Origin of the sequence: Moraxella tetraodonis (assembly GCF_022359095.1) — a bacterium.
GTDB classification, from domain to species: Bacteria; Pseudomonadota; Gammaproteobacteria; order Pseudomonadales; family Moraxellaceae; genus Faucicola; species Faucicola tetraodonis.
The window spans coordinates 1,168,786-1,182,614 of record NZ_JACSYB010000001.1 but is presented as its reverse complement, the minus strand read 5'-3'; the positions used below and the strand labels follow the sequence as shown (position 1 = coordinate 1,182,614).

At 45.4% G+C, this 13,829-nt stretch carries 13 protein-coding genes; 5 read left to right on the top strand and 8 right to left on the bottom strand.

Annotation, left to right across the window (positions count from 1 at the left end; translation table 11 throughout):
* Window positions 1-15: 15 nt before the first annotated feature.
* The gene (locus tag H9W84_RS05310) at window positions 16-948 is read right to left on the bottom strand and encodes an NAD(+) kinase (RefSeq protein WP_099807974.1); all 933 of its coding nucleotides are present in this window, start codon (window positions 946-948) and stop codon (window positions 16-18) included.
* Between the two features lie 201 nt (window positions 949-1,149).
* Between H9W84_RS05310 and H9W84_RS05305 the strand changes: the two genes are divergently transcribed.
* Window positions 1,150-1,869, top strand: a complete 720-nt coding sequence (locus H9W84_RS05305) for a Bax inhibitor-1/YccA family protein (protein ID WP_239742170.1) — start codon at window positions 1,150-1,152, stop codon at window positions 1,867-1,869.
* 57 nt (window positions 1,870-1,926) lie between these two features.
* Here the strand turns inward: H9W84_RS05305 and pdxH are convergent, their stop codons facing one another.
* The 4 genes from pdxH to cysS form a co-directional block, all read right to left on the bottom strand.
* Window positions 1,927-2,586, bottom strand: a complete 660-nt coding sequence (gene pdxH, locus H9W84_RS05300) for a pyridoxamine 5'-phosphate oxidase (RefSeq protein WP_239742168.1) — start codon at window positions 2,584-2,586, stop codon at window positions 1,927-1,929.
* Window positions 2,587-2,611: 25 nt separating this feature from the next.
* Window positions 2,612-3,967: a phosphoglucosamine mutase gene (glmM, locus tag H9W84_RS05295; RefSeq protein WP_239742166.1), complete on the bottom strand. Its 1,356-nt coding sequence runs from the start codon at window positions 3,965-3,967 to the stop codon at window positions 2,612-2,614.
* 200 nt (window positions 3,968-4,167) lie between these two features.
* Window positions 4,168-5,634 carry an IMP dehydrogenase gene (guaB, locus tag H9W84_RS05290; protein WP_239742164.1) on the bottom strand — a complete coding sequence of 489 codons (1,467 nt, stop codon included), beginning with the start codon at window positions 5,632-5,634 and terminating at the stop codon, window positions 4,168-4,170.
* A gap of 237 nt (window positions 5,635-5,871) precedes the next feature.
* Window positions 5,872-7,320, bottom strand: coding sequence for a cysteine--tRNA ligase (gene cysS, locus H9W84_RS05285; protein ID WP_239742162.1), 1,449 nt, complete (start codon window positions 7,318-7,320; stop codon window positions 5,872-5,874).
* Between the two features lie 107 nt (window positions 7,321-7,427).
* Here cysS and H9W84_RS05280 point away from each other — a divergent pair, with 107 nt between their 5' ends.
* From H9W84_RS05280 to H9W84_RS05265, 4 genes are read left to right on the top strand one after another with little or no spacing between them, the layout of a single operon-like run.
* Window positions 7,428-8,021: a cob(I)yrinic acid a,c-diamide adenosyltransferase gene (locus tag H9W84_RS05280; RefSeq protein WP_239742159.1), complete on the top strand. Its 594-nt coding sequence runs from the start codon at window positions 7,428-7,430 to the stop codon at window positions 8,019-8,021.
* Between the two features lie 57 nt (window positions 8,022-8,078).
* Window positions 8,079-8,795 carry an ABC transporter ATP-binding protein gene (locus tag H9W84_RS05275; protein WP_239742157.1) on the top strand — a complete coding sequence of 239 codons (717 nt, stop codon included), beginning with the start codon at window positions 8,079-8,081 and terminating at the stop codon, window positions 8,793-8,795.
* Window positions 8,792-9,610 carry an ABC transporter permease gene (locus H9W84_RS05270; protein ID WP_239742153.1) on the top strand — a complete coding sequence of 273 codons (819 nt, stop codon included), beginning with the start codon at window positions 8,792-8,794 and terminating at the stop codon, window positions 9,608-9,610. Before H9W84_RS05275 ends, H9W84_RS05270 begins: the two co-directional genes overlap by 4 nt.
* A 41-nt stretch (window positions 9,611-9,651) precedes the next feature.
* On the top strand, window positions 9,652-10,278 hold the full coding sequence (locus tag H9W84_RS05265) for a LysE family translocator (RefSeq protein WP_239742152.1): 627 nt from the start codon (window positions 9,652-9,654) through the stop codon (window positions 10,276-10,278).
* A 4-nt stretch (window positions 10,279-10,282) separates the two neighbouring features.
* On the opposite strand, the gene H9W84_RS05260 is transcribed toward H9W84_RS05265, so the two are convergent.
* From H9W84_RS05260 to H9W84_RS05250, 3 genes are read right to left on the bottom strand one after another with little or no spacing between them, the layout of a single operon-like run.
* A complete protein-coding gene (locus H9W84_RS05260; protein WP_239742150.1) occupies window positions 10,283-11,011 on the bottom strand; it encodes a sulfite exporter TauE/SafE family protein in 729 nt (242 codons plus the stop codon).
* A gap of 56 nt (window positions 11,012-11,067) precedes the next feature.
* A complete protein-coding gene (locus tag H9W84_RS05255; RefSeq protein ID WP_219331185.1) occupies window positions 11,068-12,366 on the bottom strand; it encodes an adenylosuccinate synthase in 1,299 nt (432 codons plus the stop codon).
* A gap of 57 nt (window positions 12,367-12,423) precedes the next feature.
* On the bottom strand, window positions 12,424-13,719 hold the full coding sequence (locus H9W84_RS05250; protein ID WP_239742147.1) for an ATP phosphoribosyltransferase regulatory subunit: 1,296 nt from the start codon (window positions 13,717-13,719) through the stop codon (window positions 12,424-12,426).
* Between the last annotated feature and the right edge of the window lie 110 nt (window positions 13,720-13,829).

Here is a 13,829-nt window from a genome sequence, read left to right as displayed (position 1 = left end):
CAGGTGGCTTTTCTTTTAATTATCCATGCTAAATTCTTCAGCGTAGCTATTCCAACCGAGTTTGGTACGGCAAGCTTCAAAAAAATCCACCCCAGGTGGGTGTAATAACGTGAGTTTGTTAGGATGCTTGTGAATCACTAAGCGCTGGTTTTGGTTGAGCGGCACCGACGGTTTGCCATCTGCACTCACCATCGGCTGAGTGCGGTTATCTTTATGGATGCGGATTTTGATTTCGCTGTTGCCGCTGACCACAATCGGGCGGCTTGATAAGGTATGTGGATGCATGGGCACCAGACAAATGGCATCCATACTAGGATGAATAATCGGCCCGCCACCTGATAGCGCATAAGCGGTGGAACCCGTCGGTGTGGAGGCAATCAGACCATCACTGTGCTGACGATAGACATTAAGCCCATCAATTTTTAAATGAAAATCTAGCATATGCACTGACTTGCCCGCATGCAGCACAATGTCATTTAGCGCCATATCTTCATAAATCACATGGGCACCTTGACGGATTTCCATCTTTAACAAGAATCTATCTTCAAGCTGATAATGACCTTGTAAGATACTGGTCAATTTTACGTTTAAATCATCAGGATAGATGTCAGTTAAAAACCCTAAACGTCCGCGGTTCACCCCCACCACTGGGACTTTGTGTTTGACCAGTACTTGCGCCGCATGTAGCAGCGAGCCATCCCCACCGACCACAATGACCAAATCACAAGCACCGCCGAGCAAACTGCGTTCAATAGTAGCAATCTCGCCCAGACGTGCAAAACTCAATGCCGGCAACCGTGCCGTCTGATGGTCAATTAATAAAGGCAACCCTTGCTCATGAAAAAAGTCACAAATTTGGTAGATACTTTGAATGACACTTGGCTTGTTGGCACGACCCATAATGCCGATACGCCCAAAGGCAGGATTGGGAATAAGTGTGGACGTCATAGCAGAAAATTAACTGATAAAGATTGAACTATTTTATCACAGCTTACTGGCTCACGTTATGCCCAATCAGTATTTTATATTACAAAATTGCTAACCTTCGTTGTGCAGTTAATGTATACAAACTCATTGCTATTTGCTAATTTAAGGCGATTGATATATAACTAACTTTTGAAATTTTTTAACTCTTGGGAGCAAATTTTTATGGCAAATCCGATTATATCCCGCGCTGAACTTGCGGTTAGCACGACACCGATGACGGTCAAAGGGGTCATCCGAAAAACCTCTTTTCTGTTAGGTTTGACGACGTTATCGGGTGTTGGATTTTTTGGCTATTTCCTAACTAGTGGCGTCACTTCAGGTTTTGTTAGTGTAGCGGCTTTAGCCAGTATCTTGTTGGCTTTTGTATTGAGTATGGTAATTATCTCAAAACCCCATATAGCTAAAACATTGGCGATTCCCTATGCCATTTTAGAGGGCATCGTGATTGGCGCGATTTCGCTGTTTGCTAGCATGAAGTTTCCCACAGTTGCGCCGACGGCGTTGGTCGCAACTTTTGTAACCGCTGCAGTGATGCTAGCGCTTTATCGCAGTGGCGTGATTAAAGTCACCCAAAAATTTCGTTCTGTGATGATGTCGGCTGTAATTGCTATCATGCTGGTGTATCTGGTACAAATCGGGTTTAGCCTATTTGGTAGCTCACTGCCGTATTTTTTTAGCGGTGGTGTGGTGGGTATTGGTTTTAGCTTGCTGGTGATTGTGATTGCGTCATTGAGCTTGTTATTAGATTTTGATAGCGTTGAGCGAGCTTATGCTGCAGGGGTGGATGAAAGCTATGAATGGGTCTTAAGCGTTGGTATCTTATCAACACTGGTATGGATGTATATTGAATTTGTACGTTTACTACGTTCACTGCAAAACTAATTTTTATCAAATAAAAAAACACGGTTTAAAATACCGTGTTTTTTTATGGCTTGTAGTTTAAGGTAATAAGCGTTCCATCACCCATTGGTCGCCATCTAGCGAATAGACAATTCGGTCATGCATACGATTGGCTCTTCCCTGCCAAAATTCGATTTTCTCTACGGTCAGCAGATAGCCTCCCCAAAATTCTGGTAAAGGAATTGGGTTGTCCCCGTACTGCACAGTTAATTGGGCAAATTTGTCTTCCATTACCTCGCGGCTGGCAACCACGCTGCTTTGTGGCTCGCTGACCCAAGCCGCTAGTTGGCTGTCACGGGGGCGGCTATGAAAATACCGGGCGGATTGTTCACGGCTAACTTTTTGCACAGCGCCGGTAAGACGGATTTGTCTTTCTAGGCTCGGCCAAAAAAATAATGCTTCAGCATTGGGGTTGGTCGCCAAATCACAGCCTTTGGCACTGTCGTAATTGGTATAAAACACGAGGCCAATGCCTGCGTTATCCAATTGGATAATTTCACGCATCAGTAATGTGCGCACACTTGGCTGCCTATCACTTCCACAAGTCGCCAGTGAAAACGCATACGCTTCCCCTTGCTTGGCATCAATCGCTTGTTGCACCCAAGTTTGTAGTAAGCCAAACGGCTGCTCTGGCAAGTGTGATTCGATAAGCTCGCCTTGCTCATAAGATAATCGTTGACTGGTAAAATCAATACTCATTTTTTATCCTTATGAAATGTCAACTTTACGCCATCACTTGACGTACTTTTTCAGCAAGTTCATTGGCTAGCATATCGCACTCAATCTCATCATCGCTTTCGACCATCACCCGAATCAATGGCTCTGTACCTGATTGACGAATCAGTAAACGACCCCGTCCTGTCAATTTTTCTTCGGCAGCTTTAAACGCATTTGCCAATTCTGGGAAGGTATAGGGATCTTGTTTTTGCGCCAATCTGACATTGACCAATTTTTGTGGGAGCTGGGTATAACCCTTCATCAGCTCTGATAATGATTGTTTGCTCTGCGCCATCACCGCAAGCACTTGCAAACCTGCCACAATCGCATCGCCCGTACTGGCTTTATCTAGCGTTAAAATATGACCCGATGACTCACCGCCCAGTACCCAGCGATTTTTCTCAAGCCCTTGCATGACATAGCGGTCGCCAACTTTGGCGCGCTCAAAGGCAATGCCCGCTTTATCAAACGCTAATTGCAGACCCATGTTGGTCATCAAGGTACCTACCACGCCATCGACTTGTTGCTCTGCTTGGGTGGCTAAAATATATAAGATGCCGTCACCATCAACCAACTCGCCTTTTTCGTTGACCATGATGATACGGTCGCCATCGCCATCTAAAGCAATACCCACTTGGGCATCATGGTCAAGCACCGCTTGTTGCAAGTTTGCCGGATGGGTAGAGCCGACATTGTCGTTGATATTAATGCCATCGGGTTTATCGCCAATGGCAATTACGCTAGCACCTAACTCACGTAATACACGGGGTGCGACGCTGTATCCTGCGCCATTGGCACAGTCAACGACAATTTTTAGGGCATTTAAATTTAGATTGTAGGGGAAAGTGCCCTTACAAAACTCGATATAGCGACCTTTGGCATCCTCCACACGATAACTTTTGCCTAGCGCTTCTGGAGTGTCAATGACGACATTGATATCTTTGATTTCATCAATTTTTTCATTGATGGCTTGCTGAATTTCATCTGACAGCTTTTTGCCTTCATTGGAGAAAAATTTGATACCGTTGTCATAAAACGGATTGTGGGATGCGGATATCACTACGCCCGCATCAGCGTGAAAACTTCGGGTCAAATGCGCGATGGCAGGAGTTGGAATAGTGCCTAGCATATGTACATCTACGCCTGCGGCGTTAAACCCTGCTTGCAGACAGGCTTCAATAACATAGCCAGAGAGTCGCGTATCTTTACCAATGACGACATTGGGACGATGATTTTCGTTTGGAGCTGCTTGGTTGGCTAGCAGCACTTTACCCGTGGCATAGCCTAATTTGATTAAAAACTGCGGATGTATCGGAAATTCCCCAAACTTACCACGAATACCATCAGTACCAAAATAACTCATTTAATTCTCCTTTGTCGCCCGTTGTTGTTATCAAAATATAAAATTTTAGCATAGCAAAATTTCACGCATGTTGCGACATCTGTTTGTTTTTATGGGTCACTCGGCAAGGGGTCAATCTAGGCTATAAAAAATTTAGGCGATAAATTGGGCTATAAAAAAACTGGGTAGTTAACCCAGTTTTAGCGCAACCAACCTATCACTTAGTTTACACGGTAATTGGGGGCTTCTTTGGTGATTTGTACGTCATGTACGTGAGATTCTTTCATACCGGCCGAAGTCACACGCACAAATTGTGGTTTGCTACGCATTTCTTCAATATTGGCACAGCCTGTATAACCCATTGACGAACGTAAGCCACCGGCTAATTGGTTGATGATACCGTTCATTGGACCTTTGTAAGGGACGCGACCTTCGATACCTTCGGGTACCAATTTTTCTACCCCTTCTTTGGCGTCTTGGAAATAACGATCGGATGAACCGTTTTGTCCTGACATCGCACCTAACGAACCCATACCACGATAGGCTTTGTAGTAGCGACCTTGGAATAGCTCTACTTCCCCTGGCGCTTCTTCGGTACCGGCAAGTAGAGAACCCACCATGATACAAGAGGCACCCGCTGCTAAAGCTTTTGCCATATCGCCTGAAAAACGGATACCGCCATCGGCTATCAGTGGAATGTCATTTTTTAGCGCCTCAGCCACGTTGCTAATCGCTGAAATTTGCGGCACGCCAATACCTGCGATAATACGCGTGGTACAAATAGAGCCCGGACCGATACCCACTTTGACCGCATCGGCACCCGCATCACGCAACGCTAGTGCCGCATCAGCAGTGGCGATATTACCGCCAATCACTTGGATGTTTGGATAGTTGTTTTTCACCCAAGCCACGCGATCAATAACGCCTTTTGAATGACCATGTGCGGTATCTACGACAATCACGTCCACATCGGCAGCGATGAGCGCTTCAACGCGGGCTTCGGTATCTGCCCCCGTACCCACTGCCGCGCCAACACGTAAGCGACCTTTGCTATCGCGGCAAGCATTTGGGTTGTTTTCCGCTTTGGTGAAATCATTGACAGTAATCAAGCCTTTTAATTGAAAATTGTCATCCACAACAATCACTTTTTCGATGCGGTGTTCGTGTAGCAAACGTTTGATATTTTCTGTGGGCTCGCCTTCTTTAACTGTCACCAATTTTTCTTTTGGGGTCATGATATTACGAACAGGCTGGCTTAGGTTATTTTCAAAACGGATATCACGGTGGGTGACGATACCGACCACTTGGTTGCCTTCTACCACAGGCACACCGCTGATTTTGTTTTCTTTGGTGATGCGAAGCAATTCGCCAACACTGGTATCGGGTGATACGCTGATAGGGTCAACAACCGTACCGGCTTCAAATTTTTTCACCCGGCGTACTTGCATGGCTTGTAAATCAATGTCCATGTTTTTGTGCAAAATACCCATACCGCCAAGCTGGGCAATGGTAATCGCCATTTGCGATTCAGTCACAGTATCCATCGCGGCAGATACGATGGGTAAATTTAGCTCAATACCGCGCGTCAAACGAGTTTTTAAATCTACCATTTTAGGCAAGACTTCAGAATAAGCAGGTAGTAGCAGCACATCATCAAAGGTAAGTGCTTCATCAACGATTCGTAACATAAAGACCTCGGAGCAGTTAAAAGTAGTTAAATAGTAATTAAAATTTTGTCGTGGTGAAAAATTTGACAGCCAAAAAACCGCAAAAGGCTGAACAGTTCCCTGCCCAGCCTTTGGATTTAGCGTGTTGTCATTGGTATGTTCAATTGACACCATCGTTTAGTTTTTGATTAACCGTCTATTCTAGCTAAAATCGGTTAAATTATCAAGCAATTTAAATGGTGACGGGTTTAAATCAGCTTAAACACGGCGCCAAGTCGTGCCATTTTTACCGTCTTCAAGCTCAACGCCTTGCGCCTTCAAATCATTACGAATTTGGTCGGCTTTGGCAAAGTCTTTGTCCGCTTTGGCTTGCTTGCGCGCTTCGATGAATGCTTCAATTTCGTTATCACTTAACCCGGTCGTTTCGCCCACTTTCGCTTGTAAAAAATCGGTTGGATTAAGCTGTAAAATATTGAGCGGTTGTGCCAAATCTTTTAGCAATGTTGCCAACGCCAGCGCTTGGGCATTGCCCTCAGCGGTTTCAAGATTGACCGCTTTGTTGATTTCACGTGCCAGACTAAATAATACACTCACTGCCCCGGCACTGTTGAAATCATCGCACATCGCTTGATTAAAAGGGGTTTCAAATGGGGTTTTATCAATCTCGCCAGCCTGTTCAGTTAAGTTTTCGACCGATTTTAATGCTTGATACAGACGCGTGAGGCTAGTTTGGGCTTCTTTAAGCGCGCTATCTGAGAAATTCACTGGACTGCGATAATGACTCGATAAAATAAAGAAGCGAATGGTCTCTGGGTGAAATTGTTCCATCACATCGCGAATGGTAAAGAAATTACCCAGTGATTTTGACATTTTCTCGCCGTCAACATTGATAAAGCCCACATGCATCCAGTTGTTGGCATAGGTTTTACCAGTTGCGCCTTCAGATTGGGCAATTTCGTTCTCGTGGTGCGGAAACTGCAAATCATGCCCGCCGCCGTGGATATCGAAGGTGTCGCCCAAGCAGCAAGTACTCATCGCCGAACATTCGATATGCCAACCTGGGCGACCCACACCCCAAGGTGATTGCCATTTGGTCTCAGATGGCTCTGTTTCTTTGGCAGATTTCCACAATACAAAGTCAAACGGATTTTTTTTGTCAGTCTCAACATTTACCCGCTCACTGGCACCTGCTTGCATATCGGCTAGGCGACGCTTTGAGAGCTTGCCATACTCAGCAAAATTTTCGACCGCATAATAGACGTCGCCCGTTGCGCCTTGATAGGCTAACTTTTTGCTTTCCAGCGTTTGGATTAGATGCTGCATCTGCGGGATAAAATCCGTGGCTTTTGGCTCACTGTTAGGACGCTCACAGCCCAGATTATCCGCATCTTCATGCATGGCTTTGATAAAGCGGTCTGTCAACTGATAGATACTTTCGCCATTGTTCTTAGCACGGTTAATAATTTTGTCATCAATATCGGTAATATTACGCACATAATTGACATCATAGCCAATATGACGCAGCCAGCGCACGACCACATCAAAGCCGACCATGACCCGTGCATGACCAATGTGGCAATAATCATACACCGTCATCCCACAGACATACATGCCAACTTTGCCTGCTTCTAAGGGCATGAATGGGCGTTTTTGTCCACTCATCGAGTCATATATGGTAATCGGCATGGGCTGTGTCAGCTGTGTCATGGGATAGTCACCTGTGCAAGTTGGGTAAAAAAGACAATCGGTTATCATACCGAAATTTTGTTAAAAGTGCTATGATTTGGCATATTTCACACTTTAAGGTCTCTATAATGGGCAATCGATTATCAAAGATTTACACCCGAACGGGCGATGACGGCACCACTGGCATGGCGGATGGTTCACGCGTCTCCAAGGCAGACTTACGCTTTGACGCCATGGGCAAAATTGACTTATTAAACTCCCAAATCGGTTTATTGCGGGGCTATCTTACTCAAGATAGCCAATCCCAACCTAACCATGTCCAACCCAACCACGCCCAATTTGATGCTAAACTAAGCCGCTTGCAGCATCAGCTTTTCAATCTAGGGGGTGAACTTGCTATGCCCGAATACCGCGGGATTTTGGCAGAGTATGTGACGGAGCTGGAAAATCAAATTGATGAGTGGAACACCCATTTACCACCCCTCAAAGATTTTATCTTGCCTGCAGGCACCATGGTGACTAGCCAAGTGCATATCGCTCGCTGTTATTGCCGAGACGCTGAGCGCCTACTCGTGGCATTAAACTCGCGGGATGATAATGTCTCACCACTCAGTCTACAGTTTATCAATCGTCTATCCGATTGGCTGTTTGTATTGGCGCGTGTCGTTGCTCGGTTGGATGCTGGTCAAGAAGTGCTTTGGGATAAAACCACCTTGTCATAACTCTATCACGATACTTTAAAAACGCTATCCATTAAAAACACTATACTTTAAAAAGCCATGCTACAATTTAGCCAACTGTCCTACCAAATCGACAATCGAACACTCGTTAATCATGTTTCAGGTGAAATCCATGACCATGATTTTATTGTCATCACAGGACAGTCTGGCAGTGGCAAATCGTTACTGCTAAAGCTACTATCAAGCCTATTACCTATGTCAACAGGTCACATCACGTTAAACGGCAAAAATTTGACCGACTTGACACCGGCTATTTGGCGCTCACAGGTGGCCTATATTGCGCAACTAAGTGAGATGATTGAGGGCAGCGTCTTAGATAACTTGACCCTGCCCTTTAGCTTTGCACTTTATAAAGACAAAAAACTCGATGTATCTTGGCATGAACAGCAGCTAGTTAACCTTGGCAAATCACCCCAGTTTTTACAGCAAGATAGCCGCAGCTTATCGGGTGGCGAAAAACAGCTTGTCAACTTATTACGCACGCTACAGTTGCACCCGACCATTTTATTACTCGATGAGCCTACTGCTTCCCTTGATACCACTACCACCCACCAAGTCGAAACATTGATTAACCACTGGTATCAATCCACCCCCAATGCTAGCGTGGTGTGGATCAGCCATGAGCCGACCCAAATTCAGCGCTTATTGGCGATTGGCACTAGCCACTGGACGATGGCTAATGGTCAATTGAGCAATGACGAGTTAACAATCGATAGCAAAATACGCGCATCCATAGTACAAGGCAATCAGCCATGATGATGTTAGCCAGCACCATGCATCCTATCACCTACCTACAAGTGGCGCTAGCAAGTCTGGCATTATTACTGGTGATGGCAATCAGTGTTTGGTTGAAATTGGGTATCGTCAAATCCCTGCTCATTGCAAGTTTTCGCACGGTGGTTCAACTAAGTCTCATTGGACTGGTCCTTGCGTGGATTTTTGCCAGAGAGCAATGGTATGAAGTGTTAGCAATTTTGACTTTTATGTCGATTATCGCCACTATCGCTGCCAAAAATCGGGTTAACAAACCTTATCAAGGTTTATTTTGGGATACGGCATTGGCGGTGTTTGTCAGTAGTTGGGTGGTGGCTATATTTGGTGGTGGGTGGGTGCTGTCAGATAACGCTGCTACGTGGTTTCGCCCCCAAGTGATGATACCGTTATTGGGGCTGATTTTAGGTAATTCATTGACTGCTGTCTCACTCTCTATGAACCAACTTGTCAGCAGTTTTCATCGCGAACAAAGTATGATTAATACCTATTTGGCATTGTCCGCCACGCCTTGGGAAACTGCAAAACCCTATGTCATCGCTGCCATTCAAAATGGTATCACACCGACGATTAATAGCATGATGGTTGTAGGATTAGTGAGCTTGCCGGGTATGATGACAGGACAAATTTTGGCAGGCGCAGACCCGCACCAAGCCGTGCTTTATCAAATTATAACCCTGTTTTTAATTGCCACCAGCAGTACCTTAGGGTGTACAATAGCGACTTTGCTGATTTTTCGACGGTTTTTTAACCCACAATGGCAGTTTGTCATTCCACCTTCTGCCAAGGCCGCTGACTAACCGTTGACTGGCTATCTTTCACTTATTTACTAAAAATTCTAATGACCCTGCAAAATTTCTTATTTTTTTTAATCAGTACTTGCCTTATCTCGGCAGCGCCTGGCTCTAATATGCTGTTAGCGTTCCAATTTGGTGTCAATTATGGCATCAAAAAAACTCTATGGACATTAGCAGGGCTGAGCATGGGTTTATTTATATTACTGACAACGTCACTGTTAGGGCTAGGGCTTATCAGTACCAAAGCGCCTTTTTTGCTGACCATTATCAAAGTCGTTGGCGCGCTGTATTTAGCCTATCTTGGCATGAAATCTTGGCGCGAAGCTGATAGCGAATTGCACAGTGACCAGTTACAGGTCATACCGAACCCCGCGCAACTGTTTAAAACAGGGGTTTGGGTGTCGTTGTCCAACCCCAAGGCGATTTTGTTTTTTGCAGCATTTTTTCCCAAATTTATCAACTTTTCCGCGCCTTTACTGCCGCAATACCTCATGCTCACGGTGGGTTTTTTTATGATTGAGATAACGTGGCAGCTGGTTTATACCATGAGCGGCAAAAAACTGTCGGATTGGCTGCAATTGGGCAATCGCTTAATGTGGCTTAATCGATTATGTGGCTTGATATTTATCATCATTGCCATGGCGCTTATCACTGAGATTTTTTGGCATTAGCGGTTCAAAAAAAATAGCGGCGGGCGATATCGACAATCAATTTGAGTGCTATGAGGGTCAGTAAATACGGCAGGATTTTTTCTAGCCAGTCTAAACGGATTTTATGGCGCAGTCGGATACCAAGCCATGAGCCCACGGTTGCCATAATGACCATCATCACTAGCAACTGCCAATAGTCGGCAAACACAAATCCCATCGCCACATAAACTATCAATTTAGCGGTATGCACCACCGTCATCATCAAGGCGCCCGTGGTGACAACGACATTATTATCATCATAATATTTATTGAGCATGGCGATATTGAGCGGACCCGGTGTGCCAACAAACACGCCCAAGCCCGTTTGTGCAAACCCGACCAAAAAGAAACTTTCAAAACGGCGAATCACTCGGTTAAAAGTGTTTGACCAAGTTATTAGTAAGATATAAATGCCGATAAATAACGGAATAAGCTCTAAATGGATAAAGCGCACTAACACGCCAAATACTAACAGTCCCGTCAATGAGCCCGCCAAAAATTGCCAAAAATAGGTAAAGTCTAAGGCATCGCGCCCAAACCAAGCGCGCGTGGCATTACTGACAAGCTGGGTCACGCCATGCACTGGCACAATCGCTGCAGCAGGCACAAAAAATGGCATCAGTCCAATGAGTATCATGCCGCCGCCCACGCCTGTGATAGCGGTTAAAGCAGAGGTTAATAAATTGGCTAAGGCGAGTAAGCTATCATTCAGCATTTTTTACCCTAAAATAAAAAACCCGATGTCACATCGGGTTTTTTGATGAGTGAGGGTTAGGCATCGTAAGGGTCGCGTAGCACGATGGTTTCGGCACGGTCAGGACCTGTTGAGATAATGTCAACGGGACACTCGATCAGCTGCTCAATGCGTTTGATATAAGCTTTGGCATTTTCAGGTAGCTTGTCATACTCTGTCACACCCACAGTGCTAGTTTTCCAGCCTGGCAAAGTTTCGTAGATGGGTTTGACATTCTCGTAGAACTCCGCATCGCTAGAGCCGCAAACTTCCCCACTTGGCAACTCATAACCCGTGCAGATATTGAGCTGTTCAAGGTCGTCTAACACATCAAGCTTGGTCAAGCAGATACCAGATAATGAGTTTAGTACCACAGCACGGCGTAGAATCGCCGCATCAAACCAACCACAACGACGGGCGCGGCCCGTGGTAGCACCAAATTCTTGACCCACAGTACCGATGTGCTCACCGATATCATCAAATAGCTCAGTTGGGAAGGGACCCGCCCCCACGCGCGTGGTGTAAGCTTTGGTGATACCCAATACGTAGTCAAAGTACAAGGGTCCAAGACCGGTGCCCGTCGCCACGCCGCCAGCGGTGGTGTTTGAGCTGGTAACGAAGGGATAAGTGCCGTGGTCAACGTCAAGCAACGTACCTTGCGCGCCCTCAAACATTAAGTTTTTGCCTTCTTTGCATAGCTTGTCAAGCTCGCCCGTCACATCAGCCACCAAGTCTTTTAGCGCATCACGCCATTCTTCTGCCAACTTTAAGGTCGCATCAAAATCGACTGCGTCCACGCCATAGTATTGGGTCAAGGCAAAGTTATGAAACTCAAGGTTAGTTTTTAGTTTATCGGCGAAGTCAGCTCGCAACAAGTCAGCAAAACGCAACGCACGGCGCGCTACTTTATCTTCGTAGGCAGGGCCGATACCACGACCAGTTGTGCCAATTTTATTGTTGCCGCGTTTGATTTCACGAGCTTGGTCAAGCGCTACATGCTGTGGCATGATCAGTGGGCAGTTGGGTGAAATACGTAGTCGCTCACGCACAGGCACGCCTGCTTCAACCAGTGATTGCATTTCTTTTAATAGCGCGTCTGGGGCTAGCACCACGCCATTACCGATATAGCAAGTGACGCCTTCACGTAGAATACCCGACGGAATCAAATGTAATACGGTTTTTTTACCGCCAACGACTAAGGTGTGACCGGCATTATGACCGCCTTGATAGCGCGCCACCGCACTGGCTTTTTCAGTCAATAAGTCAACGATTTTGCCTTTACCCTCATCGCCCCACTGGCTACCAAGGACAACGACGTTTTTTCCCGTATGTTTCATGATAAGTCACCTTTTATCAAAGTAATTGCTAAAAACAAGTTTACAACAGCTTAAAAATTAATTTTCTGCCAAATGCTCTAAGTACCAAACCCCATTCGCTACTTGCAAGCGATGGGTGGTTTGCTCAGGTTCATCGGTTTCATCCAGCGCAATCATCACCCGATGCCCTTCTTGGCGTAGTGAGTCAATCGCTTGTTTGAGCGCTGGCGCATCCGGATGATTGGGTACATGTAAAATAGTTTGTACATGGCTATAAGGCACCACGGTAAAAGGCTGCTCATGTATTTGGATATGATTTTGCCAACGGTTTAGCTCGCAGCTAAAGCCAACGCCGGAACGCACGGCATCGGTATTATCAACTTCATGATGAAAATGATTGCTAAAACGACCACCACGAATCAGCGGCAATGACTCATCTGCCACGTACACATTAAAGACAACGCCTGTATGATAGTGATATCCCAACCCTGTGACATCGACACTGACATTGGCATCCCAGTGCTCTTCAAGATAGCTCACCAGATAAGTCAAATCAGACAAGGCTTTGGCAATGATAGCATCGTGTTTGGCTTGAGTTGATAGTCGTTCGCTCAGTTTTTGCAAGTCATTACCTGCCTCGCCAAGCACATAAAAATCGTTGGCAAGTTCGCCAAACTGGCGCATTTTGCTGGTCAAAAGTTTCAGCTCGGGTAACGCTTTATTAGCATAGAGCTCAATTAGTTTTTCTTGCAAATGCGTAGGTACACTGGCAAGCTGGCAAAGCTGCTGAAAAATCGCCACATGACCAATATCAATATGCGAGCGTGCAATCACATCCGTGCTATCTAACAAGGTAAATAGCACATCTAATAGCTCCACTTCACTGGCTAGTGAATCGGTACCAAAAATTTCAGCGCCCAACTGTAGCGGGGTGCGCGAACCAAATAAGCCCTTTGGCATGGTATAGATTACATGCCCTGCATAACAATAGCGGGAAATTGATTTTGCTGGGTTACTAGTGTCTTGATTATTGTGTAGACGCGCATCAATCCGCGCAATTTGTGGGGTGATATCCGCGCGTACCCCCATGAGCCGACCCGTTAGCTGATCAATGATTTTAAAAGTTTGTAATTTAACATCTTCAGACGCATAGCCGAGCAAGCTTTCGGTATATTCAATCATGGGCGGGCTAATAAATTCATAGCCATGGCTGATTAAAATCCGGGTCAATTGATAACGCAGGGTTTCTTGCTTTACCGCTTCGGTTGATAGTAAATCGACAACCCCATCGGGTAATAGCCAAGTATTTTTTGTATTAAGATAAAAAGCAGACTGATTTGCCACGTTTGTGGAATTTGATGCTAAATTTGACACAATAAATCCTAAGGATGATTAAATGATATATCACTAGACATGACAACAAGCGGCCATATGAAAACATAGACCATGAATTACCATGTAAAATCATAGAATAATCGATGAGA

Bases quoted from the DNA above. Each gene is read 5' to 3' on its own strand.
- H9W84_RS05310 (WP_099807974.1), bottom strand. From the start codon at position 948: ATGACGTCCACACTTATTCCCAATCCTGCCTTTGGGCGTATCGGCATT.
- H9W84_RS05305 (WP_239742170.1), top strand. From the start codon at position 1,150: ATGGCAAATCCGATTATATCCCGCGCTGAACTTGCGGTTAGCACGACA.
- pdxH (WP_239742168.1), bottom strand. From the start codon at position 2,586: ATGAGTATTGATTTTACCAGTCAACGATTATCTTATGAGCAAGGCGAG.
- glmM (WP_239742166.1), bottom strand. From the start codon at position 3,967: ATGAGTTATTTTGGTACTGATGGTATTCGTGGTAAGTTTGGGGAATTT.
- guaB (WP_239742164.1), bottom strand. From the start codon at position 5,634: ATGTTACGAATCGTTGATGAAGCACTTACCTTTGATGATGTGCTGCTA.
- cysS (WP_239742162.1), bottom strand. From the start codon at position 7,320: ATGACACAGCTGACACAGCCCATGCCGATTACCATATATGACTCGATG.
- H9W84_RS05280 (WP_239742159.1), top strand. From the start codon at position 7,428: ATGGGCAATCGATTATCAAAGATTTACACCCGAACGGGCGATGACGGC.
- H9W84_RS05275 (WP_239742157.1), top strand. From the start codon at position 8,079: ATGCTACAATTTAGCCAACTGTCCTACCAAATCGACAATCGAACACTC.
- H9W84_RS05270 (WP_239742153.1), top strand. From the start codon at position 8,792: ATGATGATGTTAGCCAGCACCATGCATCCTATCACCTACCTACAAGTG.
- H9W84_RS05265 (WP_239742152.1), top strand. From the start codon at position 9,652: ATGACCCTGCAAAATTTCTTATTTTTTTTAATCAGTACTTGCCTTATC.
- H9W84_RS05260 (WP_239742150.1), bottom strand. From the start codon at position 11,011: ATGCTGAATGATAGCTTACTCGCCTTAGCCAATTTATTAACCTCTGCT.
- H9W84_RS05255 (WP_219331185.1), bottom strand. From the start codon at position 12,366: ATGAAACATACGGGAAAAAACGTCGTTGTCCTTGGTAGCCAGTGGGGC.